Source organism: Paucihalobacter ruber (assembly GCF_006494535.1).
GTDB classification, from domain to species: domain Bacteria; phylum Bacteroidota; class Bacteroidia; order Flavobacteriales; family Flavobacteriaceae; genus Paucihalobacter; species Paucihalobacter ruber.
Map to the genome: position 1 here is coordinate 557,955 of NZ_VHIQ01000002.1, position 22,905 is coordinate 580,859.

A 22,905-nucleotide genomic window follows, 5' to 3' on the forward strand; every position below is an offset into this window, starting at 1 on the left:
GATGAGGGTTCAATCGTATTATAATATTTACATTGCACAGTATCTACGAGATTAGATAATTTAAAAATATGGCTAAATTACTTATTAATTGTTTATTGTTCGTGGTTACCTCTGTGTTCTCTCAAGAAACCTTAAGAGTAAGTTATGAAGAGACTTTTACTTTTACAAATAACAGGCAAATTACCTTTAAAACAGACCTTTTTGCCAATTATGTGATGTCTCATTATGTAAAAACTATTGATGATAAACAAAAAGCTAATTTAAATAATCCAATAGTTTCGGAAGGCGATAATAGGATAATAGCTCCTAAAATTGTTAATTCCGGTAATAGTAGTACATTAATAATAGATAGGGGCAAACAAACAATGCGTCAAAATTTATTACACGAAGGTAAGCCTGTTATTTTAGACGATACTACAGTCAAATTGGATTGGCAACTTTTAAATGAAGTTAAGACCATTAATAATTTTAAGTGTAATAAGGCTGTTGTAAATTTTAGAGGTAGAACGTTTATTGCATGGTATACCACAGAAATCCCGATTTCGGCCGGGCCTTGGAAACTTCATGGCCTACCCGGTTTAATTTTGGAAGCAGCAGACGTCGATAATTTATATACTTGGTATGCAACCGATATATTATATCCGGTTGAAGAACAAATTGTTTTAACAGATTTTGATTATTCAAAATATAATCTCATCATCTTGAGAGCGTATATAGAATCAAAAGCAGAAGACAGAAAATCGAGAGAAAAGTTAATGATGTCTAAAATGCCGAAGGAGCACAGAATTGAAAGCAGCACTATTGAACGTAAAGGTCTAGAATTAATTTACGAATGGGAAACTAATTAGATAGTAACAGTTTGTCAATTAAAATCAAATTTCTTAAAAAATGTTACCTGTCATTGTTATTATTGACAGGTAATTTTTTATTTGGTCAAGCCATTAAAGGGGTAATTACAGATAGCCTACAAAATCCCATTCCTTTTGTAAATATTATTGTAAAAGATTCGACGAATCAAAATATTGTAAAATATACAACTTCAGATTTAGGTGGTAAATACCGCATAGCTCTAAAAAATGCAGGCCATTACTATGTTGAATTTAAGGCCTTGTCCTATAAACCTTACTCAGAATTTATAAAGATTGCATATACAGATATTATAAAAAATATGGTTTTATTAAACCAAGTCACAGAACTTAACGAGGTCATCGTTCAAGCCGATAGGCCAATTGTGGTGAAAAAAGACACTATTATATTTAGGGCTAGCGCATTTACCAAGGGTAACGAAACTGTTGTAGAAGAATTATTAAAGCAAATTCCCGGATTGACTGTAAGTGCTGATGGTACTATAAAAGTTGGAAATCAAGAAATATCAAAGGTGATGGTAGAAGGCGATGATTTTTTTGATAAAGGCTATAAATTACTCACTAAAAACCTAAACGCCGATGTGGTTGAAAAGATAGAACTGTATCAAAAATATTCCAACAATAAATTATTAAAAGATATAGAAGATAGTAATAAGGTGGCCTTAAATCTCATACTTAAGGAAGATAGAAAAATTGATTGGTTTGGTAATTTAAGTCTTATGCATGACATCACGGGTGAAAGTCGCTATGAAACTCGAGGAAATTTAATGAGGTTTGGCAAAAAAGCCAAGCACTATTTTTTAGCGAATTTGAATAATATTGGCAATAACATAGGTGGACAGGACAGATTTATTGTAGATGCATCCAACACGGCCAGTGTTGGGAGTGTAGGAGATTTTGAGCAAAGCAATGAACTAATATTTTTAGATGGGTTTAATCTGCAGCTCTCTGAAAATCGGTATAATTTTAATAATGCAGAACTCACATCATTGAATACAATTTTCAATTTGAGTAAGAGGGTAAAATTAAAAACAAGCGCACTTTTTAATTGGGATGAGAATCAATTCATTCAAAATAGTACTCAAAATTTTGAAATCAATGAAATAAATTTCACAAATACCGAAAGCAGCAACCTATTTAAAAAGCTGTTTAGAGGTGAAGGGAAGTTAGATTTTGATATCGATTTAACAAGTAAATCTAGTCTGAAAGCAGACTTCGTTTATCAAAATGGCAATAAAGATGTGAACACTAATTTAAATTTTAATGACCTTCTTATAAATGAAACTTTAAACCAGAACAATGAAAGGTTTGATGCCAAAACAATTTTCACCAATAAACTCTCAAAAAGTAAGGTTTTGGTGAGTTCGGCTCGCTATCTTTATGAAGATAGACCTCAAACTTATACTGCAGATAATTTTTTGTTTCAAGAACTTTTTCCGGATTCAGATGCCTCTGCTGTAGCTCAAAACAGCAATAATACGATGCAATTTGCGGGTTTTGAAACTCATTATTTAAGTAGAGCCAATAATAACAATCTTTTCGAGGTTAAAGCAGGATATGCGTATCGTGAAGACCGATTAAAAAGTCAATTTAACTTAATTGAAGAGAATAATTCTATAAATCAACCACCAGATTACAGTAATAACCTCAAATATCGTACAGGTGATTTTTATGCAACCTCAAAATATAAAGCCAATTTTAAATCTTTTTCTATAATTGCGAATCTAGATTTTCATCAGATAATAAATAATTTTGAGTCAACACTTACAGACGACCAGACGACGTCGTTTTATATAAATCCTTCAATAAGTTTAGGCTATAAGTTTGACGATAACAATAATTTAAATCTAAGATTTCAAAATAATATTACGAACACAAGTTTAATAAACGCTTTTGAAAATTTTGTGCTTACAAATTACAGAGGATTTAATAAGGGTTTAGAACGTTTTGATCAAATCTCTGCAAGTGCATGGACACTTAATTACACTTTGGGGAAATGGACCAATAAGTTCTTCGCGAATTTTAATGCCATGTATATTAAAAATCATGATTTTTTCTCAACCAACTCGGTAGTTACGCCTAATTATACATTGTCTAATACAATTGTAGTTAAAGACCGCGAGATGTTGATGTTTAATGGAACAACAGATCGGTATTTTGAATTCTTACAAAGTAATTTTAAGGTACTATTAACCTACACAAAATCTAATTTTAAAAACAGCGTAAACAGTGAAGAGCTCCGTCAGGTAAATAGCGAAAATTATAGCTACGGCTTTGAACTACGGTCTGCTTTTGACGGATTGTTTAATTATCATTTGGGTTCTAAGTGGGATACCTTTATTATAAACACCACCACACGTTTTAATAATACCAATAATGTTAGTTTTATAGATCTTAATTTTAATTTTTCTGACCAGCTTAATTCGTCATTAAAAACCGAACATTTTTATTTTGGAAATTTAGATTCCAATAAATCATACACTTTTATTGACTTTGAAACCAAATATAAATTCAAAAGTAGGGATGTAACCTTGAGCTTAACCGGCAAAAACTTATTAAATAATCGTACTTTCAACGAGGTTTTTATTTCAGATATAAGTGCGTCTACTCAGTCTTATCAAATATTACCTCGGTTTATTTTATTAGGTTTAGATTTTAGATTTTAATAAATAATAAATTTGTTAATTATTTTGTAGTTAACGCCTATCGTAATTATGCACCCATCCCAAACTTACTATTTACAGGTATAATGGGCAGCCAGCGTTTGGGTGATCGTTTACCTTTTGATTTTGGGTTGGAGGTTGAAGAGTAAGTAATAATAAAATTAGATACTACAAATGTAAAAGCCCTTTCAAAAAAACTTAACCAATTTGGTTTTTCTTAAAAAGGGCTTTTTATTATAGGTTATAAATGTTTCTGTAAGCTTAATCAACTACTAAAACCAAGGCTTCTTCCCGGCTTGGTAGGTGTTGTAAAATTCTTCATCAGATTTTGTAAGATAAATAATACCTTCAATTAATCCAATAATGCCTGGAATCCATAGTATAAAGGCTCCTATTACTAAACAAGTCGTTAAAAAACCAACAAGTGCTATAGCCAACATTATAAAGCCTTCTTTGTTGTATCCAAGTATAAACTTGTGCACACCAAAAGTCCCAAGCAAAATAGCTAAAATACCAGCCAATATTTTTTTATTATCGGTAGATTGAAATGTTTCTCTGGCACTATCAGTGAACTCTCTGGCAGTTTCTTTGGCTTCTTCAGCAAATTCTTTAGCAGATTCTTTGGCGTCGTCTAAGGGTTTGTTTTCGTCAGACATAATTTTGATTGTTTAATGGTTAGAGTAGTAAATTTAATAAAATTAGCTCCATTTTTTACATAATTGATTTAAATAATATATAAACAGATGGTTAACTTGTATAACTGGACTTTTTTAGGCAACTTTGAATAACGTTGTATTTGCTGTTTTATGCAAATTCAGCTTTTATTTTATCAACAATGGTTTGTGCCAGTTTTATATGACTTTCGGTAGTCCAGCCGGCTACATGTGGCGTTAAAAGTACGTTGTTGGCTTTAATGAGGTACTGGAAGGCTTCGGGCATTATAGAAGTAAACATATCTTCGAAAGATGCTTTTTCATATTCCAACACATCTAAACCGGCGCCTAAGATTTTGCCGTTTTTTAAAGCCGCTACCAAATCTTTAGTGACAACACTTTTTCCGCGGGCGGTATTAAGAAACCAGAATGGCTTTGCAAAAGCATTGATTAAAGTGGCGTCAATCATTCCAAGTGTTTGTGGCCTTTGTGGCGTGTGAAGGCTCACCACATCACTTTTTAGTTGAAGTGTTTCGAGAGATACCTGTTGGGCATTTTCATCGCCGACATTTTCGAGAATATCATAACACAGTACATCTACATCAAAGCCGAGTAATTTTTTGGCAAAGGCTTTTCCGGTGTTGCCATAACCAATAATACCAACGGTTTTACCGTCTAATTCTACACCGCGGTTGGCTTCGCGTCGCCAAATGCCTTGTTTAACTTCGCTGTTGGCCTGATTGAGCTTGTTGAATAGCGCCAGCAACATTCCCAAAGCGTGCTCGGCTACTGCATTTCGGTTACCTTCGGGTGCAGCAATAAGTTTTACGCCTTTTTGCCGTGCGATATCTGTATCTATATTTTCCAATCCGGCACCAACCCTGGCAATAAATTTTAGATTAGTGGCTGCGTTTAAAAAAACTTTGTCTATGGTGAATCGACTTCTAATGACAATACCATCATAATGTGCAATTTTTGCTTCAATAGCTTCTTTTGATGAGGTATAATCTTTGTCGTTTACAAAGCCTAGGTCGCTAAGTTGTTTAATGAGTAATTGGTGATTGGTATCGAGGTGAAGCACTTTCATATAAAACAGTTTTAGTTAGCTAAAGAGTTTAACATAAGCATCAAAAACATACACTTTTCCTCTCTTGCCACCTGTAATTTCGTTAAGTATTTCCATATTAACCATTTCGTCTAAAATTTTATAAGCAGTTGGTTGAGAAACATTTGTGATTTCTACTATTTTTGAGGCGTTTATCACGGGTTTTTGGTATAAAAATTCCATGATGTTAAGCAAGTGTTTATTTCTACTATTGGCGTTCTGAATTTTTTCTTCTATGTCTTTTTTAAGTTTTAACACGGCATCAAAAGTTAAAATTCCGTTTTGTGAAGTTTCTATAACACCTACCAGAAAAAATTTCAACCATTGTTTTAAATCATTTTTGGTTCTCACATTCATTAAGTTGTCATAATACAATTGCCTGTTGCGTTCAAAAAAATCTGATAGATATAATACAGGCTTTTTAAGAATAGATTTATCTACCAAATACAAAGTGATAAGTAGCCTGCCAACCCTGCCATTACCATCTAAAAATGGATGGATAGTTTCAAATTGATAATGTATAAGGGCAATTTTTATCAAATCAGGTAAATAATTTTCCTGATTATTGGCAAATTTCTCTAAATCGCTCATTAGTTCCGGCAAAGATGCATATATAGGTGGTATAAATATAGCATCGTTAATTGTAGCACCTCCAATCCAATTTTGGCTGGTTCTAAAATGTCCGGGTTGTTTATGTTGCCCTCTAACCCCTTGCAATAGAATTTTATGTGTTTCTTTTATCAATCTATTTGAAAATGGAAGTTGCTCTAATAATTTAATAGCAGTATTCATGGCCTGAATGTAATTTTGAACCTCTTCCCAGTCATCTCTTTTTTCTAAAACTATATCTTCTTTCTCTAAAAAGGCTTCTTCAATTTTGGTTTGCGTACCTTCAATTTTACTGCTTTGTGTGGCCTCTTTTATGACGTGCATGCTAATGTACATCTCAATATTTGGAATGTATTCTGAGTACATATCTAACCTGCCAAGTTGCCTGTCGGCCTTAGACAATAATTGCAGAATTTCCATATCGTCCATCAGCCATTGTCTGTTGATGAGCGAAGGTTGGAAGCTTTTGTAGTATCCTTGATTTTGAAAATTTCCCGATTGATGATTTTTCATTTTTTTGATTTCCTTTAAACAAAGATACAGCTTATTTAAAAAAACATCATATAATTTAAATAAGAAATGACATTATTTAAATATATTTATTAAAAATTAAATAAGAAGTTGTTAATGTTAAGTTTTAATTCAATTTTAACGAATAACAACAAAATGCACTTATCTAAATGATCAAAGATTGAATAGGTTAAAACCCCAAAATAAGTTTAGCTATTAAAAAGTAAATTAGAATCCCAAAAATATCGTTACTGGTGGTAATAAACGGTCCGGTTGCTATGGCCGGATCAATACCGCGTTTGTCTAGAAATAACGGTACAAACGTACCTACCAGTCCGGCAACTACAATCACTGCAACAAGAGACACCGATATGGCAATGGCAGTTAACAGATCCCCATTGTAAAAAAACACAAACAAGAACAAAAACAAGGCTAGAATAGCACCATTGAGTGCTGCTAAAAGCATTTCCTTAATCAACCTGCTGTTAATACTGCCTTTAACATCGTCGTTTGCCAAACCCTGTACGATAATGGCGCTGGATTGTACACCAACATTTCCCGCCATGGCTGCAATTAACGGAGTGAAAAAAAACAAAACAGCATATTTTGAAAAAGACTCCTGAAACCCTTCCATAATTAAGAAAGCACCAATACCACCAAGCAAACCCAGTGCCAACCAAGGAATTCTCGCTCTGGTGAGTTGTAAAATACTGTCGTCTGCTTCAACATCTTGCGAAATACCTGCTGCTAATTGGTAATCTTTGTCAGCTTCCTCTTTAATAACATCAATAATATCGTCAATGGTAATCCTGCCAAGAAGGGTTTTGTTTCGGTCTACTACCGGAATTGCTTCCAAATCGTATTTGGCCATTATTTTAGCTACCTCTTCAACATCTTCGTCTACATATACAGAATCTACGGTTGATATGTAGATGTCTGCAATTTTCTGGTCGCTTTTGGCGGTGATTAAATCTTTTAGTGACAGTCTTCCAATAAGCTTGTTTTTTTTATCAACAACGTAAACCGAATGTACGCGAGTCACATTTTCTGCCTGCCCGCGAATACGACGTAAACAACCGGCAACCGTCCAGGTTTCGTAAACTTTTACCAACTCTTTGGCCATGAGTCCGCCGGCCGTATCTTCGTCATAGGTAAGTAATTCCTGAATTTCGGCTTTGTGGTCTTCGTCTTCAATTTTTGAAATTACTTCGTGCTGTCTGCTTATAGGAAGTTCGGCAATAATATCGGCGGCGTCGTCGGTGTCGAGCTCTTGAATTTCTTCGGCAATTTCTTTAGCCGACAAATTTTGAAGTACTTTTTCTCGAATGTCTTCGTCTAACTCGGTAAGAATATCCGAAGTGGTTTCAGAATCGAGCAACTTAATAACATACAGTGCATCTTCGAGCTCCAGATCGTTGAGTATTTCGGCAACGTCGGCATAATGGTAATCTTTTAGAAGGTGTTTAAGTGCTTTATCGTCTTGGGTTTCAATAAGCTCTTGAACCAGTTCTAAAAGTTCCTCGGTGATTTTAAACTGTATATTATTATTTAATTCTTCCAAAACACTTGGTTTTAAGTGTCGTTAGACAATAGTTGTGTTAAGTTGATAAATTGCGACACGCTTAATTGCTCGGGTCGTTGGTCAAAGATAGTATTTGCTTTTAAATTATCGCTTAGGTTAAAACTTTTTAAACTGTTGCGAAGGGTTTTTCTTCGTTGATTAAAAGCGGTTTTTACCACTTTAAACAGTAAGGCTTCATCACATTCCAATTGATAAGGCGTTTTTCTGGTAAGACGCAATACACCCGAATCTACTTTTGGGGGCGGATTGAAAACACTTGGCGGCACTGTAAATAAATATTCGGCCTTGTAAAAAGCTTGGGTTAATACCGAAAGTATGCCGTAAACTTTGCTGCCTTCTTTGGCACAAATACGCAGTGCGACTTCTTTTTGAAACATACCGGCAAACTGTGGAATTTGCGCTCGCATTTCTAAGGTTTTAAATACGATTTGAGTCGAAATATTGTAAGGGAAATTACCTATGATTGAGAAAGACGCACCATTGAATACCCGGTTTAAATCGAATTTTAAAAAATCTTCGGGAATGATATGGTTTGCTAAACTGGTAAAATGGGTTTTGAGATAATCTACCGATTCGGGATCAATTTCTATAACATAGGTTTCTTTGGCGCGTTCCAATAAAAATTGTGTGAGAACACCCATTCCCGGACCAATTTCGAGGATCTTTTCGGTGGCATTATAATCTAGGCTATCAGCTATTTTTTGAGCAATGTTGGTGTCGGTTAAAAAATGCTGACCCAGATGTTTTTTGGCTTTTACCTGTTGGTTATTTTTCAAGATAGCAGACTTGTTGTTAGTTAAAATTCACGCTGTATTCGTCAATTACCTGTAATTCGGTTCTAAAAGCCAATACTTTATCGGCAAATAGTTTAATACTTTCCTGCTGAAGCCTGGTGGCGTCTTTTTTATAGTAATTGTCTAAATCTTCCCGTGATTTCGCGCGATATTGAACAGAATAGGTAACACCGGAATCCCCATCGATTAAAACCTTGATGAGCTTAGCCTCAGTAAACCAACCGGTAGATAATACCTGGGGTATGTGCATTTTAATCCAGTTAAGCCATTCGGTGTGAATGGAGTTATCAACGCTGATGGTAACGTTATATATGTACATAACTGTTGTTTTGAAGCGAAGATAAGATTAATTATTGTGGTTTGCGAAAAAACGGGGTGATGTGCTCAGACACGGATTACACGGATTAGCACGAATAATACCGTAAAAATTCTGCGTAAAACTTCTGCTAACTTATTCGATTTTAGCGGGATAAAATATTTATGTGTATGATTTTAGGAATTGGTTTCCTTTACGTTCTTTGCTTAGCGTTTTAAAAATTACTATAAAGACACGGATTTCACGGATTATCACGAATTATCTTTAGATTTAAACAACAAAAAAATCTGTGCTAATCTGTGTTATCTGTGAGAAAAAAATATCAATTAACATCATCACCTCTTAATTGCCTAAATTTCTTACGGGCTTCAACAAAATAAATGCTATCCTGATGGTTAAAGATGATGGCTTCGTAGTGTTCTTTAGCTAATTGTGTGTCGTTATAGATATAGTTATAAATCTCGGCCAGCCTAAAATAGGCGTCGTCTGCCAGGATTTCGTCTCGGTAGTCTTTTAGTATTTCCTGATAGTTGGCAATGGCTTTTTCGTATTGTTTTTCTTTTTCCAAAAGCAGCGCTTGTTTGTAAAGAGCCTCGTCTATGATGCTTTCACCACGGTGATCGCTTAAAATTTTATCGAGAATTGCTATAGCCTCAATGTTGTTGTTTTTAAAAGCAAGTAAATCGGCTTTACTATATAATTTTAAAGCAGTTAGGGTTGAATCTTCGTACTTATTATCTGAAATAAGCAATTTTAGCTCTACCGCATCATTAGCTATAAGCTGTGAGGTCGCCGCTTTTAAAATTTTGAGTTGAGATTCTGCCCATTCAAAATCACCTTTATAAAAACTGGTTTTAGCAACTTTAAATCTGGCTTCCTGCGCCAGAGTACTGTTTTTAAGGTTATTTTGAATTTGAGTGTAATAGATGAGCGCCTCATTAAATTTCTCCTGAATTACTAAAATATCGGCCATCAGCATTTTAACAGTGTTTTCTTGAAACGGTGCTAAATTTAGCGTTAAGGTGTTTTTTAAAAAACCGGTGGCCTCTTGTGTTTCTTGCAGATTAAAAGCTAAAAATCTGGCATAAGACAATTGCAAGGCCAATGTTTGTGGGGTTTTACCATATCGCTCAAAAAGGTCTAGATATTTAGTTTGGAGGTTGTTGTAATCTTTTTTAGTGGCATTTTCTAAACCAATGTCTAAAAGATATTGATGCGCCAGCAACTGGGTGTCTATATCTTGTGCCTGTTGAAGAACGTAGGTAAATATTTCTTTACTTACGTTGTAATCGTGGTCGTCTAAGGCAATCACGGCAAGTTCAGTTAATCGGTCCAAACTTTCAGGAAAGCGCATGTAGAGTGCTTTTTCTTGCAGGAATGATTTTTTATAGTCTTTTTCCTGTATATACTGCCAGCTCAGTAATTCATACCAAAACGGGTCTGGTGAGGTTTGTAATTTTTTGAGCAGTTGTTTTCTTAACATCAAATTATTGGGTCCGTTACTGTCTTCACTTAAAAAGTCATTAAAGGCTCGTTTGGCGTTGTAGATAAACGACGGATTTACCTCAATGTAATCCAAGTAATTACTAAACATAGACTCAACATCGCCAATATCGCCGTAAAGTCTTGCTAGTTGCATGTTATAATTTTTTTCCGGTTGAAGTTCCATTCCCCGCTTGTAAACCCTTATAGCATTATCAATCAAAGCTTTGTCTTCAAAACTACGGGCAACAGTGTAGGTAAAATTGGGTTTCTCTTCAATATATTGTATAGCCGACTCATAATATTCGTTGGCCAGTTGCAAACTATCCATAAGTTGATAGTTGTAGCCCATTTCTATGGCGTAGGTTGGACTGTAAAACCGTGATAGTATTTCGTTTAATTTATCTTTAGCTTCGCCGTAGCGCTCCATTTGTTGAAGCGTTTCTACTATTTTAAATAAGTACTTTGACGCACCGCGTTCTGTGGTGTACAGCTTTTCGTAGGTGATGAGTGCTTTTTCAAATTCACCGCGATTGAAATAATCTTCTGCCAAAGCTTCACTCTGCGCCATAGCAGTGCTCAAACCGAATAGGGTAAAAAGTATCAATATTATATGGCGTAACATAGGAGTTTATTGAGTGTAACACGTAAATATAAATAAACAACGCTGCACTGAGTGTGAATATTTTTATAAAAAAAGCCCAAATCTATGTTTGGGCCTTTTATCAGCCAAAATAAATGTGCTATCAATCATTATTTATAAATAATGAAATTATTTTGCTGTAAATTTTTTAGAAGAACACCTTGCTCACCATTACTACCAATGCAACAAGCAAAAAAAGTCTTTTAATATTTTTCATAACACCGTAGGTTAAGTCGGTTTGGGAGTTTAAATATCATAAAAACTCACAAATAAACCGATGTAAAACACAAAAAAACGATTAAAAGCACTATAATTTAACATTTGTAGTGCTTTTTTATGAAAAAACTTACATTTTAATTTCGGAAAATCCGGTATAAGGAATTAATACTTCCGGTATTTTAATGCCGCTGTCTGTTTGGTAATTTTCCAAAATTCCGGCCAGTACTCTAGGTAATGCCAGTGAGCTTCCGTTTAAAGTGTGTGCCAGTTCAGTTTTACCGGAGCTATTTTTAAACCTAAGTTTTAATCGGTTGGCCTGAAAGGTTTCAAAATTAGACACCGAAGAAATTTCTAACCAGCGTTCCTGAGCTGTAGAATACACTTCAAAATCGTAAGTGAGTGCAGAGGTAAAGCCTAAATCACCACCACACAAACGCAAGATTCGGTAGGGTAATTGTAATTCTTGTAAAATGCCTTTTACATGTTCAACCATTTCGTTTAAAGCATTATAAGAGTTATCAGGATGTTCAATTCTTAAAATCTCTACCTTGTCAAACTGGTGCAAGCGGTTTAAACCTCTAACGTGTGCACCGTAACTTCCGGCTTCGCGTCTAAAGCAAGGCGTGTAACCCGTAAGCTTTATTGGGAAATCTTTTTCGCTTAATAAACTATCGCGATAAATATTAGTTGCAGGAACTTCGGCGGTAGGAATGAGGTATAAATTATCTTCGGTAACGTGATACATTTGACCTTCTTTATCGGGCAGCTGACCCGTTCCAAATCCCGAAGCCTCATTTACCAAAAGTGGTAACTGATATTCTGTATAACCTGCAGCCGTATTTTTGTCTAAAAAATAACTAATTAAAGCACGCTGCAGCTTGGCGCCTTTACCTTTATAAACCGGAAAACCGGCACCGGTAATTTTGTTGCCCAATTCAAAATCAATAATGTCGTATTTTTTAGCCAATTCCCAATGCGGTAGTGCGTTGTCGCCCAAATCAGGAATGGCACCTTCGAGGTAAACTTCTTCGTTATCGGTTTCAGAATTGCCTTCGGGAACCAAGTCGTTTGGCACATTGGGTATTTTGTAAAGCAACTCATTGAGCGCTTCAATAGTATCGTTTAATACCTGTTCCAAATTTTTAGACTGCTCTTTTAGCTGCGTGGTTTTTTCCTTTAAAACATTGGCTTTTTGTGGCTGCTTCGATTGAAATAGCGCACCAATATCTTTTGAAAGATTGTTAGACTCTGCTTTAATAGCGTCTAATTCGGTTTGGGTTGCACGGCGTTTTTCGTCTAAAGATAAGGCGGTTTCAACCATTTCAGTGGCGTCTATATTGCGTTTGGCAAGCGCCTTAATGACGGCTTCTTTCTGATTTCTGATGGCAGCTATTTGTAACATAGTGTTTGATATTTTTTTGGGCGTTACGCTTTGCGGATTTTTGGGGCCGCAAAGCGTCGGGTTTTCCGCTGTATCTTTTTTGCTCAATAACCCTGTTTAAACCATTAATAAACAGGCGTCGCAAAAAAGGATGCCGCTGCAACCCCTAACGCATTTAAGAGTGCAAAACTAATCAAAATTTTGAAGGCTTAAAGATTAAAACAAATCAAAAAACATATCTCAATTACAAATCTGACGGTAATAACCAATCGCTATGCTTAAAATGAGACCACGGCACCGATGCAAGGTCTATTTCAGGATTAACCAGTTGTTTATAGGGCCTACCGTTAACACTCACATAAGCCGATACAAATACCTGAATATCTTTACCTTGTTTGGCGTATTCTTTTTTTAATCGTTGCGCAAACTGCCAGATAAAATCGGGTTTGGTTGTAGCACCGCGCTGTTGTTTCTTGGTGAGATAATCGTTTAAATTGATTTGTATGACCTCATTAGTAGCTTTATCTACCACTTTGTAAATGGTGCTGCCGCCTTTTGTGCGTAACATCATTCGCCAGGACATACGGTGACCTTCTTCGGTCCAAAGCACATTGTCTTCAATAAGATGATGTCTTAATGGCAGCAAAATTTGAAAAGCGAAATAAACAGAAAAAACGCTAACCAAAATTGGCGCGTATTTGGGAATAATGATTTCGACTCTATCGTAATATGGTTTACGCTTAATAAATAAGTTATTGATGACTTTGGAGTCAAAGAAAAACAAGCAAAACGCGAGCGATAAATAAGGGAAAATTCCAACTTGAAAAACAAACGAATTAAACAGGTGAAAGAAAATGGATGCTGCAAAGGCCAACTTTCTTGTGGGTTTCCATAATAACAACGGAACAACCAAACCGTCAAATAAGATGCCGCCGTAGGCTAAAAAATAATGCATCCATTTTTCTTGAAGTAAATCTCCTACAATGTAGTAGTGTTGTTTACTCTTCATAAGAATTTCCATAACTGAGGTGTTGAGCCAGTCGGGATAAATTTTGGCAATAGCACCGTAAGTGTAAACGATAAATAGTTGCAAAATAATAATCAACCAAACCCAGTAGGGCATTGAGGTGTTTTTAATTTCGGGATGTTGTTTGGCATCAACAGAGGCATAATGATGCGCGGGAAGTAACACCATTAAAAAACTAAAAAAGCTCAATAAGTAATAGTGGTTGTTGTACGAAGATTTTTGCATCAAATAAGTGCAGGTCCACATGATGGCAAAGGCAAAAGCACTCCATCTATATTTGTAGCCAATCATTATGAGTAAACCAAAAATACCCATAACGATGTAGTAGGCATACATCCAGTAACCGGGCAGTGGTTGTAGCCATTCAAAACCTATGAAGGTAAAGGTAAATTGAGGCTCAATAAGGGTTGTTTTAACCCAGCCCGTTAAAATGGCGCCAATGGATTCGGCAAAGCACAAAAACCCGAAAATAATTCTGAAAACTATCAGGGCTGAATTATCAATATGTCTAAAAAGAAAATTAAACATGTTGTTTTATATAATGCAGGGCATTTTTTTGATCTGTTTTGAGTTGATTTTTAAGTGCATCAAGAGATTCGAATTTGTGCTCATCTCTTAGTCTTTCAAGCAGTTCTATTTTGATAACAATATCATATAAATTCTCGTTGACTCCAAACCAATGCACTTCTATAGATTGCTGTGTACCGTCAACTGTGGGTTTGGTGCCAATATTCATCATTCCAAAAACTTCACGGTTATTTATTGCTGATTTAACAACGTAAACGCCGTTTTTTGGAATCAGCTTATAACTTTCATCAATAGAAATATTAGCGGTTGGAAAATCAATTGTACGACCTATACCGCGGCCTTTTACTACTTTACCTGTTAAAAAATAGGGATAGCCCAAATAGGTGTTGGCTGTTTCAATATCACCATTTGCAAGGGCTTTTCTAATTTTGGTGCTGCTAACGGCAACACTTTCAACCTCTAGGGCCGATATTTCTTCAACTTCAAAACCAAACTGTTCTCCAAATTGTTTTAAATCTAAAATATTAGCACTTCGGTTTTTACCAAATCTATGATCATAACCTATAATGATGTATTTAGTGTTTAGTTCGTTTAATAAGATATTTTCAACATATTCTAGAGGTGATAGATTAGAGAAGGTTTTTGTAAATGGCATGATCACCACTTCGTCAATACCTAACTTTTTAAGTTGATTTTTACGTTCTTCAATGGTAAGTAGCAATTTTAAGTCGCTGTCTTTGTTCAGCACCATTCGCGGATGTGGAAATAAGGTTAGTACGACCGCTTTTAAATGATGTTCCCTAGCGCGCTGCATCAATTTGCTCAATATTTTTTGATGTCCAACATGAACTCCGTCAAATGTACCAACCGTAATAACCGAACCTTTTGAATAAAACAAGCTAAAAGATTATTAAAAATTTATGCCGTAAAAATAGCCATATAATTGGTAAAGTATTTTAAATTAAATACAAAAGTAAGGTCGTGAATTCAAGATAATTTACCAATTTTACTCAAATTCTTCAAGATTTCTGTAATTTTAATACAATCTATTAGGGGTTCATTTATGGCATGAAACAGCTTGCGCTTTACTCTATTTGTTTTTTATTGGCATATTTTACAATGTTCTGACAATATTTTTTTTGGATTTAGTGGTGCTATTAATCCCTATGAACTGGAAATTTGTGGTTGAATCGCTTTGTCGGGTAATGAATTTTCCGAAACAAATTTCAATATTTATCCAAACCCAAATAACGGGATATTTAACATTATAATCAATTCAACTAACGTTTAAAAAATGAATGTAAGCGTTTTTGATATGAGAGTCAGACAGCTTTATAGGAACCGCTTTGATGCCAGTTTAAAACATGGAAATACAATAGATTTAGGAAATGTACAAGGAGGATTTTATCTGCTTAATTTAACCGACGGAATTAAAACCATTATAAAAAAGATGATTATTGAATAAGATAAATCTTGAAATATTAAAAGAGACAGCAAATGACTGCTTTTTTTATTTACCGTTAAAGTGATTCATGGTAGTATTAATACCGGCCAACCCAAATGACTTGATGGCCTCTGCTGTTAAGGTGAGTCTCTCAGGCAAGGCCGCTTCTTCTTCTTGGGACCATTTACCCAAAACGTAGTCTACCTGATTGCCTTTGTTAAATGCATCGCTAATGCCAAAACGCAATCTGTTGTAATTGGTAGTTTGAAGGGTGTTTTGAATGTCTTTTAATCCGTTGTGACCACCGTCGCTTCCTTTGGTTTTAATTCTAATTTGCCCAAAGGACAGGTTTAAATCATCTGTTAGGACTAAAACATTTTCTAAGGGAATATTTTCTTTTGTCATCCAGTATTTTACGGCTTTTCCACTTAGGTTCATATAAGTGCTGGGTTTTAATAAAATAAAACTTCTACCCTTAAATTTATAGGTGCATACATCACCTAGTTTTTGTGTTTCAAAACTCAATTCTTCTTTTGTAGCGAGTGTGTCAAGTATTTTAAATCCAACATTATGCCTGGTATTGTGATATTTTTCGCCAATATTTCCTAAACCAACAATTAAGAATTTTTTCATGTCTAAGGATGCCTCGTAATTAGAGTTAGATTCTGTATTAAATATGTTTTTAAAGAAACTTAACATGGTTTTTAATTGCTAAAAATAAAAAAAGCATTCTATTCCGAAGCCACGGAAAACAGAATGCTTTTTCTTTAACCAAAAATTTGTTTATTCTTGTGAAGTTTCTTCGGTCGTTTCAGCTGCTACAGTTTCTTCTTCATCTTCTTCATCTGCAACATTCATAGAAGCTCTAGAACGTCTTACTTGGCAAACAACAGTGTTGTCTGGGTGCAAGAATTTGAAAGCATCGTTTTTCAACTCGGTAATATAAAGTTTACTACCAATTTTTAGAGGCGTAATATCTGCTTCTACATAATCTGGTAAATTAGCAGGTAAAGCCTTAACTCTAAGTGTGCGTTTGTTTTTACGTAACACGCCACCATTTAAAACACCTCGAGAAACACCTATAATATGTACAGGGATATCCATGGTAATTTCTTTATCTTCGAAAAGCTGGTAGAAATCTACGTGTAAGATTTTGTCTGTTACAGGATGAAACTGAATATCTTGCATAACTGCGTTAAAAGTTTCACCACCTTCTAAAGCAATCACAACTGTGTGCGCGTCTGGTGTGTAAACCAGTTTTGAGAACGCCAGTTCTGGTGATGCAAAATGTACTGGCTTGTCTCCTCCGTATAGCACGCAAGGAACCTGTCCAGCATTACGTAAGGCTTGAGTTGCTTTCTTGCCCACGCTTTCTCTTTTAGATCCGTTGATTGTAATTGATTTCATTTGATATATTTAATTATTAATTTACATGATAAATTTTGAGCTGATTGATCGGTTATAATGTACGTTATACATTACCGCTGCAAATAAATCTGCACAGCTCAATACCTTTATTTTTGGACTCTGAATTTTCAATGGTATAGAGTCTGTTACTATTAACTCGGCTAATTGCGAATTTTCAATTCTGTCATAAGCACTTCCCGACAATATAGGATGTGTACAAATAGCTCTTACACTTAGCGCACCTCTTTCCATCATTACATCTGCTGCTTTGGCCAGTGTTCCTGCTGTATCAACCATATCGTCTACAAGCACTACATTTTTCCCCGTTACGTCGCCAATTAATTCCATATGAGAAATAACATTGGCTTTAGCGCGCTGTTTGTAACAAATCACCACATCGCTTTCAAGTGCTTTAGCATAGGCATAGGCACGTTTGGAGCCTCCCATATCAGGAGAAGCAACAGTAAGGTTTTCTAAATTTAAATGTTGTAGATATGGTAAAAAGATAGTTGATGCAAATAAATGATCTACCGGTTTTTCAAAAAAGCCCTGAATTTGATCGGCGTGCAAATCCATGGTGATAATGCGGGTTGCCCCGGCTGCTTCCAGCATTTTAGCCACCAGTTTGGCAGCAATAGGCACTCTGGGTTTGTCTTTTCGGTCTTGTCGGGCCCATCCAAAATAAGGCAGAACGGCTGTAATGTGTCTGGCTGAAGCGCGTTTGGCGGCATCAATCATTAATAGCATTTCCATTAAATTTTCAGGTCCCGGATGTGTTGATCCAATAATGAAAATTCGGGTGCCTCTAATAGATTCTTCATACGAAGGCTGAAACTCGCCATCGCTGTATCTTGAGGTAATAACATTGCCCAAAGACACGCCGTATGCCGCTGCAATCTTTTCAGCGAGATAGGTGCTTTGTGTACAACCAAATATTTTGGCTTCAGTGGGTTCTTGAGACATGCCTTTAAAAAAAATAAGATGACCTTGTTAAAAAGGAGGTGCAAATTTAGCAATTTATTTGATGCGTTAAAGTATATTCTCTACATATTTAGTTGTAAGCACTAAATTATTTATTATTTTTGCGGACTGAAAATGCTCAAGTGGCGGATCCGGATAGATATCGGGAGGTAGACACGTAAATTGCTCAAGTGGCGGAATTGGTAGACGCGCTGGATTCAAAATCCAGTTTCTTCGGAAGTGTGGGTTCGATTCCCACCTTGAGTACTAAAACCGTAAATTGTTAATTGATAACTTTTTACGGGTTTTTATTCCTAAATTTCAACCATAAGTTTTATTAGCAGGCTAACGTTTCTTTGGCAAATAGACCTCACAGGTTTTCAAAACCTGTGAGGTCTGTAACTGCTGCTATCAAACGGTTACATTGTAGAGACGCTGCGTCTATTCTGTGTCAATAAAATTACAAATCCCAAAGTTTCCTATACATATCTTTTGGCTGTCATAGCTGAGTCTCGTATCAAAGCATGAAATAAGCGTACAATAGGTTACCTTAGAATCATTTATGTAAAACGAGCTGCTGGAAACTATTGGTGTATGGTTAGTGGGTTGTTAAATCGTTGGTTTAATCTTTGATAGTATTGGTTATAATGACTTAATTATAACACTAACGATTTAAAATCGTCATGGCACACCAGGGTATAAAAATAATGTTTGTAAAGGTTTTATGTACAATTGCTTGAAGAGCGGTGCCGGCAATTTTATGAAGGTGCTTGTGGGTTGGAATAGGTAGAGGTTGGGTTGATTATTGGCCTGTTTTCGGTTGTCGGTTGTCGGTTGTTAGTTTGTTGCAATAGATGTTGTTATTGCGTTATTGTGCGCAGCATTAGTGTAAGCGTGAGGTATTCAGTTTTTTGTTTAACATCATGTATTTTTTTGAATTCGCTGTGAATAACTTCACCAAATATTGTGTTTTTTTCCAGAGTATAGATAAAGTTGCTTAGATCATTATACGCGCCAGACAGGATAAATTTATAGGTATTTTGGGTTTGGTTATTATTAGAAAACACGTGAGGTTCGTTAAAATTAAGAACTACCAAATTGTTTTTCGAGGCAAAATCATTCATATAATACAGTAAATTATTTTGGGCTGTTATCGTTTTAAGCCGATTAATAGCAAGTATTGAGTCGATTATTTTTTCTTTTCTCTTTAGTTGCAATAATAATGCAGGTGAGTTTTCAAGCTTATCAGATTCTGTTAGCAGATTTAAATATTCACGTCTTTGATTTATGGTATTAGATATGGCAAATTTATAGGACAGTACCAGAATCAAAAAGAGGAATATAATGACTATAATGAATTTATTTTGTGTTTTCAATGATATTAATTTGCAGAGTGAATTCGGAGGATTGATTTTCTTTAAACTGATAGTTTATAACTTCACATTTTTCGACCCAAATCAATGCGTCAATTTTATCAACCCAATTTAAAAATGACACGTGATTTTCGGTTATGCCTTGAAGGTTGATGACATTTGTAGTTAATTCAATTTCCTTTTCATCTTTAATTTTTTTTGAAATGGGTTGATATATGAATGAATGCAGCAGTAGGTCGTTTGGGGTCATTTCAATTATCTGGTTCAGATAAAAGGCATTTTTAGGGTTATTTACAATAGCTAATTTTGAAACTAATTTTTCAGATTGGGTAATTTTCTTTTGCAGTGATTCTATTTGATTGATTGTATTATTATAGATTATTTTTTTCTCGGCGAGTTGGTTATACTTATTGAAATAGCTATTGAATACCAAAAAATTGACTAGTAGAACGACAAAAATGGCTGATAGTCCAAACTTTAGGATTGATTTAGTTAAGTTTTGTTGCTGAAATTGTTTGTAGCTTTGACTTAATAAAGTTTGTAAGTTCTGACTAAAACCTGTGTGAGGTTTTAAAGTTGCTACAATTGCCGAAAATGGAAGCAGTTGCTTATTATTAATTGATAAACCGCTAATATTTTGGTCAGTAATCTTTGTTTCTGATGAAGTTATAATATTTAGAATTTGAGAATTTTTACATTCAATTCTGGCATTACTAGTAAATAAGAGTTCTGATTCTTGATTGGTAAGTATAAAACTTATGGGTAGGTTGCCCAAGAATATTGATTTTATTCCAATTTTGGCCCCATCAAATTGAGCAATAATATTATTCATGTAATCTTTTCTGCAAATACTTATAAATGCTTGACTTTTATGTGTTAAAATATTGTAGTAGAAATCGTTTATGTTTAGTTGAGGGAATGCTTGGTTTATTATTGAAGTTTCATCGAAGTCTTTTGAAGACATTAAGGCTTCCTTAGAAATAACTTGGTTGTTGTTAATAACCATTGAAACAGCTTTATTTGTGAGTTTTGTTGTATCCATTGAATTTAAACAACCTATCTCAAAGGATTTCAGCTGATGAATTTCATTGTTTTTTTTGTATGCCTCGACTACAACAATCGTTTCATCATGATTGACAATTTCAATACCAAAAAGCTTTATTTCAGGCAGCAATAATTTGTCGAAAATTTTCAAAACTAGTATATTATTGTTGGTTTTATAAAAACAGTTAATTTAGACTTTCTGCCTTCTCTCACTCTTTGGCTAAATAAAAATTTAATGAGTGGAATTCTCGCTAAAAATGGAACGCCTGAACCAGAATTATTAGTAAAATTTTCTTCCAGGCCCCCTAAAACAGCGATATCTTGGTCTTGCATTCTAACAATGCTCGAGAAATTACGTGAATTGATATCGGGTGGTGCATCTTCTGCGATGCGTTGACCGAAACTGGATTGAATGACGTTTATTTCGAGCAATACCTGGTTATTACCCGTTACATAAGGCATAATATCTAGACCCAATTTGGCGTCTACAGGAAAATAATTTCTGATTTCAGAAGTTTGGGGATTATCTGTGCCTATGATATTTCGTTGTACTATGGCGTAATAGGAAGTTTGGCCATTTGAAAATGAGGCTTTATGTCCGTTAAGGGTAGCTAATTTTGGTGTAGATTTTATTTTTAAATCGCCATTGGTTTCCATAGCCTTAATAGTTGCATAAAAGTTTGGAATCACCTTTCCAAAATTGAACACTGATGTACTACTAAAACCACTAATAATACGGTTAATGGTTTCTGCTCCCAGTGTGAGGTCGGTTGTGGGAAACAAGTTGCCCTGAGTAGTAACAGGTTCATTACCGATGCCCCACGAAACACCTGTTTCCAGAGTGTTGCTAGTTTGAGCTTCAACAATCATCACCTCTATAATAATGACAGGGATGGATTTATCTATGTTTTTAATGAAGCTTTTAAAAGCTGTGATTTTAGCACTGGATCCAGTAACATAGATGCTATTTCTTTCGGGGTCGACTGTAAAATCCAAATTAGATTTTACTTCGGTTGGAATTATATCGAGAATGGTTCTTTGGTTCTCATTATTGTGATGATTAGTTAGATTATTGTTGTTCAACTCTTGTGGGCGCACATTTGGATTGTTAAAGCCTGTTGGGAGCTGGTTTCTGAAATTTTGACCAGCCGTATTGAAATTGTCTCTGATATTATTTGTCTCTGTTAGGAGTTCAGGATCTGACATTAAATTTACAGAACGGTAGTTGAGCATAATTAATTCTACTTGTCTAACACTTAACTGGTCTGCTGTTCCGTAATAATAAACATCACCTTCCTTTTTAAAAGTGTATACAGACTTTTGACTTGTGTTTGAAGCAGAATTAGAAGAAGTGTTGGACTGATTAGGTAACTTATCAATATTCGAGGACTCCCGAGTTTCAAATATTTTAACCAATAAATCATCAAAATAAATCTTATCGGTTTTAAATGTTATATTTCCTGCTTGATCTAATGGGCTTGCAATGAAAAAATTGAGCTTTAAGACATGACTAATTTCATTTATAATTGATTTGATTGATGTTTCTTTGAAATCGACCATTAATAGGCGTTTGGTGGAATCTAAAACTTTAAAATTAATCGATTTTTTAAGCGCACTTCCGTATCCCGAACCACTTACTGACACCTTATTTTTTATTTCTTCGAATACATAAAAGTCATCATCAGTTACTGTTAAATTAAGTTGATTGGCATAAGCCAGTTTCTCCATAGCTGCATCGAATGGCGTGTTTTTTATGTAGGCAGTAAGCTTAAGGTTTTCCATACCAGGGGCAAAAAGTAAATTTTTGGCAGTTTTATTTGTAATTAATTTAAAAATGGTATAGAGTTCGTTGTTTTTAATATCTATATCTATGTTTTGTATAGTAGGATAGTAATTGACGACAGGTTTGTATTGTTGTAATAATTCGTTTTCTTCTAATGGTCTTATTGTTAAAATATTTTCTAAAATATCGATGGTTAAATCATATTCATTACATAAGTATAGTAACAATTGAGAAAGGTTAATGTTGCTAAAGTTATTTCTTATTACGTAATTGTTGAGTTCAGGCGACACCACCAGGTTAATTTGATTAATATTTGATATGGCAGTTATATAATTGCCTAATTCAATTTCGTTCAGGGTTATTTTAGAGTCAATTGCATTATTTAGTCCCGGCAATGAGGTAGCCAAGCTATCTAAACGTATTTTGAGTATATCGATTCTTGGCACGTTTTGACCAATAACATAAATGGGAATGATTAAAAAAATAATATACAGGATGAATTTCATTTTGTTGAAT

19 protein-coding genes and 1 tRNA gene are annotated in these 22,905 nt (G+C 34.8%); 4 read left to right on the forward strand and 16 right to left on the reverse strand.

Features of this window, described 5'->3' with window-relative positions; all coding sequences use genetic code 11:
* The first annotated feature begins 68 nt into the window (after positions 1–68).
* Both FJ651_RS06065 and FJ651_RS06070 read left to right on the forward strand, forming a co-directional pair.
* Entirely contained in the window at positions 69–848 is a 780-nt protein-coding gene (locus FJ651_RS06065; protein WP_140989563.1) for a GLPGLI family protein, read from the forward strand.
* 53 nt (positions 849–901) lie between these two features.
* Positions 902–3,532, forward strand: a complete 2,631-nt coding sequence (locus FJ651_RS06070) for a carboxypeptidase-like regulatory domain-containing protein (protein ID WP_216746091.1) — start codon at positions 902–904, stop codon at positions 3,530–3,532.
* 269 nt (positions 3,533–3,801) lie between these two features.
* Here the strand turns inward: FJ651_RS06070 and FJ651_RS06075 are convergent, their stop codons facing one another.
* The 10 genes from FJ651_RS06075 to FJ651_RS06120 all read right to left on the reverse strand — a co-directional run bounded on the left by FJ651_RS06075 (position 3,802) and on the right by FJ651_RS06120 (position 15,276).
* Complete coding sequence (locus FJ651_RS06075; RefSeq protein WP_140989565.1) at positions 3,802–4,185, reverse strand: TM2 domain-containing protein; 384 nt, start codon at positions 4,183–4,185, stop codon at positions 3,802–3,804.
* Positions 4,186–4,333: 148 nt separating this feature from the next.
* Positions 4,334–5,269 carry a 2-hydroxyacid dehydrogenase gene (locus FJ651_RS06080; RefSeq protein ID WP_140989566.1) on the reverse strand — a complete coding sequence of 312 codons (936 nt, stop codon included), beginning with the start codon at positions 5,267–5,269 and terminating at the stop codon, positions 4,334–4,336.
* Positions 5,270–5,284: 15 nt separating this feature from the next.
* A complete protein-coding gene (locus tag FJ651_RS06085; RefSeq protein WP_140989567.1) occupies positions 5,285–6,409 on the reverse strand; it encodes a Fic family protein in 1,125 nt (374 codons plus the stop codon).
* 187 nt (positions 6,410–6,596) lie between these two features.
* Positions 6,597–7,967: a magnesium transporter gene (gene mgtE, locus FJ651_RS06090; RefSeq protein WP_246085316.1), complete on the reverse strand. Its 1,371-nt coding sequence runs from the start codon at positions 7,965–7,967 to the stop codon at positions 6,597–6,599.
* A gap of 11 nt (positions 7,968–7,978) precedes the next feature.
* Positions 7,979–8,764: a 16S rRNA (adenine(1518)-N(6)/adenine(1519)-N(6))-dimethyltransferase RsmA gene (gene rsmA / locus FJ651_RS06095; protein ID WP_140989568.1), complete on the reverse strand. Its 786-nt coding sequence runs from the start codon at positions 8,762–8,764 to the stop codon at positions 7,979–7,981.
* 16 nt (positions 8,765–8,780) lie between these two features.
* Entirely contained in the window at positions 8,781–9,101 is a 321-nt protein-coding gene (locus FJ651_RS06100) for a DUF4286 family protein (protein ID WP_140989569.1), read from the reverse strand.
* Between the two features lie 319 nt (positions 9,102–9,420).
* A complete protein-coding gene (locus tag FJ651_RS06105) occupies positions 9,421–11,205 on the reverse strand; it encodes a tetratricopeptide repeat protein (RefSeq protein ID WP_246085317.1) in 1,785 nt (594 codons plus the stop codon).
* A 364-nt stretch (positions 11,206–11,569) separates the two neighbouring features.
* A complete protein-coding gene (serS, locus tag FJ651_RS06110; protein ID WP_140989611.1) occupies positions 11,570–12,844 on the reverse strand; it encodes a serine--tRNA ligase in 1,275 nt (424 codons plus the stop codon).
* Between the two features lie 223 nt (positions 12,845–13,067).
* Positions 13,068–14,378, reverse strand: a complete 1,311-nt coding sequence (locus FJ651_RS06115) for an HTTM domain-containing protein (RefSeq protein WP_140989570.1) — start codon at positions 14,376–14,378, stop codon at positions 13,068–13,070.
* Positions 14,371–15,276 carry a bifunctional riboflavin kinase/FAD synthetase gene (locus FJ651_RS06120; protein ID WP_140989571.1) on the reverse strand — a complete coding sequence of 302 codons (906 nt, stop codon included), beginning with the start codon at positions 15,274–15,276 and terminating at the stop codon, positions 14,371–14,373. The genes FJ651_RS06115 and FJ651_RS06120 overlap by 8 nt, the downstream gene beginning before the upstream one ends.
* Before the next feature lie 396 nt (positions 15,277–15,672).
* On the opposite strand from FJ651_RS06120, the gene FJ651_RS06125 reads away from it, so the two are divergent.
* Positions 15,673–15,843: a T9SS type A sorting domain-containing protein gene (locus tag FJ651_RS06125; protein ID WP_140989572.1), complete on the forward strand. Its 171-nt coding sequence runs from the start codon at positions 15,673–15,675 to the stop codon at positions 15,841–15,843.
* Positions 15,844–15,888: 45 nt separating this feature from the next.
* Here the strand turns inward: FJ651_RS06125 and pth are convergent, their stop codons facing one another.
* The 3 genes from pth to FJ651_RS06140 form a co-directional block, all read right to left on the reverse strand.
* Positions 15,889–16,521, reverse strand: a complete 633-nt coding sequence (gene pth, locus FJ651_RS06130; RefSeq protein WP_140989573.1) for an aminoacyl-tRNA hydrolase — start codon at positions 16,519–16,521, stop codon at positions 15,889–15,891.
* Between the two features lie 84 nt (positions 16,522–16,605).
* Complete coding sequence (locus FJ651_RS06135; protein WP_140989574.1) at positions 16,606–17,229, reverse strand: 50S ribosomal protein L25/general stress protein Ctc; 624 nt, start codon at positions 17,227–17,229, stop codon at positions 16,606–16,608.
* A gap of 21 nt (positions 17,230–17,250) precedes the next feature.
* Entirely contained in the window at positions 17,251–18,192 is a 942-nt protein-coding gene (locus FJ651_RS06140; protein ID WP_140989575.1) for a ribose-phosphate pyrophosphokinase, read from the reverse strand.
* Between the two features lie 182 nt (positions 18,193–18,374).
* Between FJ651_RS06140 and FJ651_RS06145 the strand changes: the two genes are divergently transcribed.
* Positions 18,375–18,456 (forward strand) — tRNA-Leu (locus FJ651_RS06145).
* Positions 18,457–19,049: 593 nt separating this feature from the next.
* Here the strand turns inward: FJ651_RS06145 and FJ651_RS06150 are convergent.
* Genes FJ651_RS06150 through FJ651_RS06160 form a run of 3 tightly spaced genes read right to left on the reverse strand, consistent with a single transcriptional unit; the run spans position 19,050 to position 22,895 of the window.
* Positions 19,050–19,565 (reverse strand): hypothetical protein, encoded by a 516-nt coding sequence (locus FJ651_RS06150; protein ID WP_140989576.1) that lies wholly within the window; start codon positions 19,563–19,565, stop codon positions 19,050–19,052.
* Positions 19,549–20,757 carry a hypothetical protein gene (locus tag FJ651_RS06155; RefSeq protein ID WP_140989577.1) on the reverse strand — a complete coding sequence of 403 codons (1,209 nt, stop codon included), beginning with the start codon at positions 20,755–20,757 and terminating at the stop codon, positions 19,549–19,551. Before FJ651_RS06155 ends, FJ651_RS06150 begins: the two co-directional genes overlap by 17 nt.
* 2 nt (positions 20,758–20,759) lie before the next feature.
* On the reverse strand, positions 20,760–22,895 hold the full coding sequence (locus FJ651_RS06160; RefSeq protein WP_140989578.1) for a type II secretion system protein GspD: 2,136 nt from the start codon (positions 22,893–22,895) through the stop codon (positions 20,760–20,762).
* Positions 22,896–22,905 lie beyond the last annotated feature (10 nt).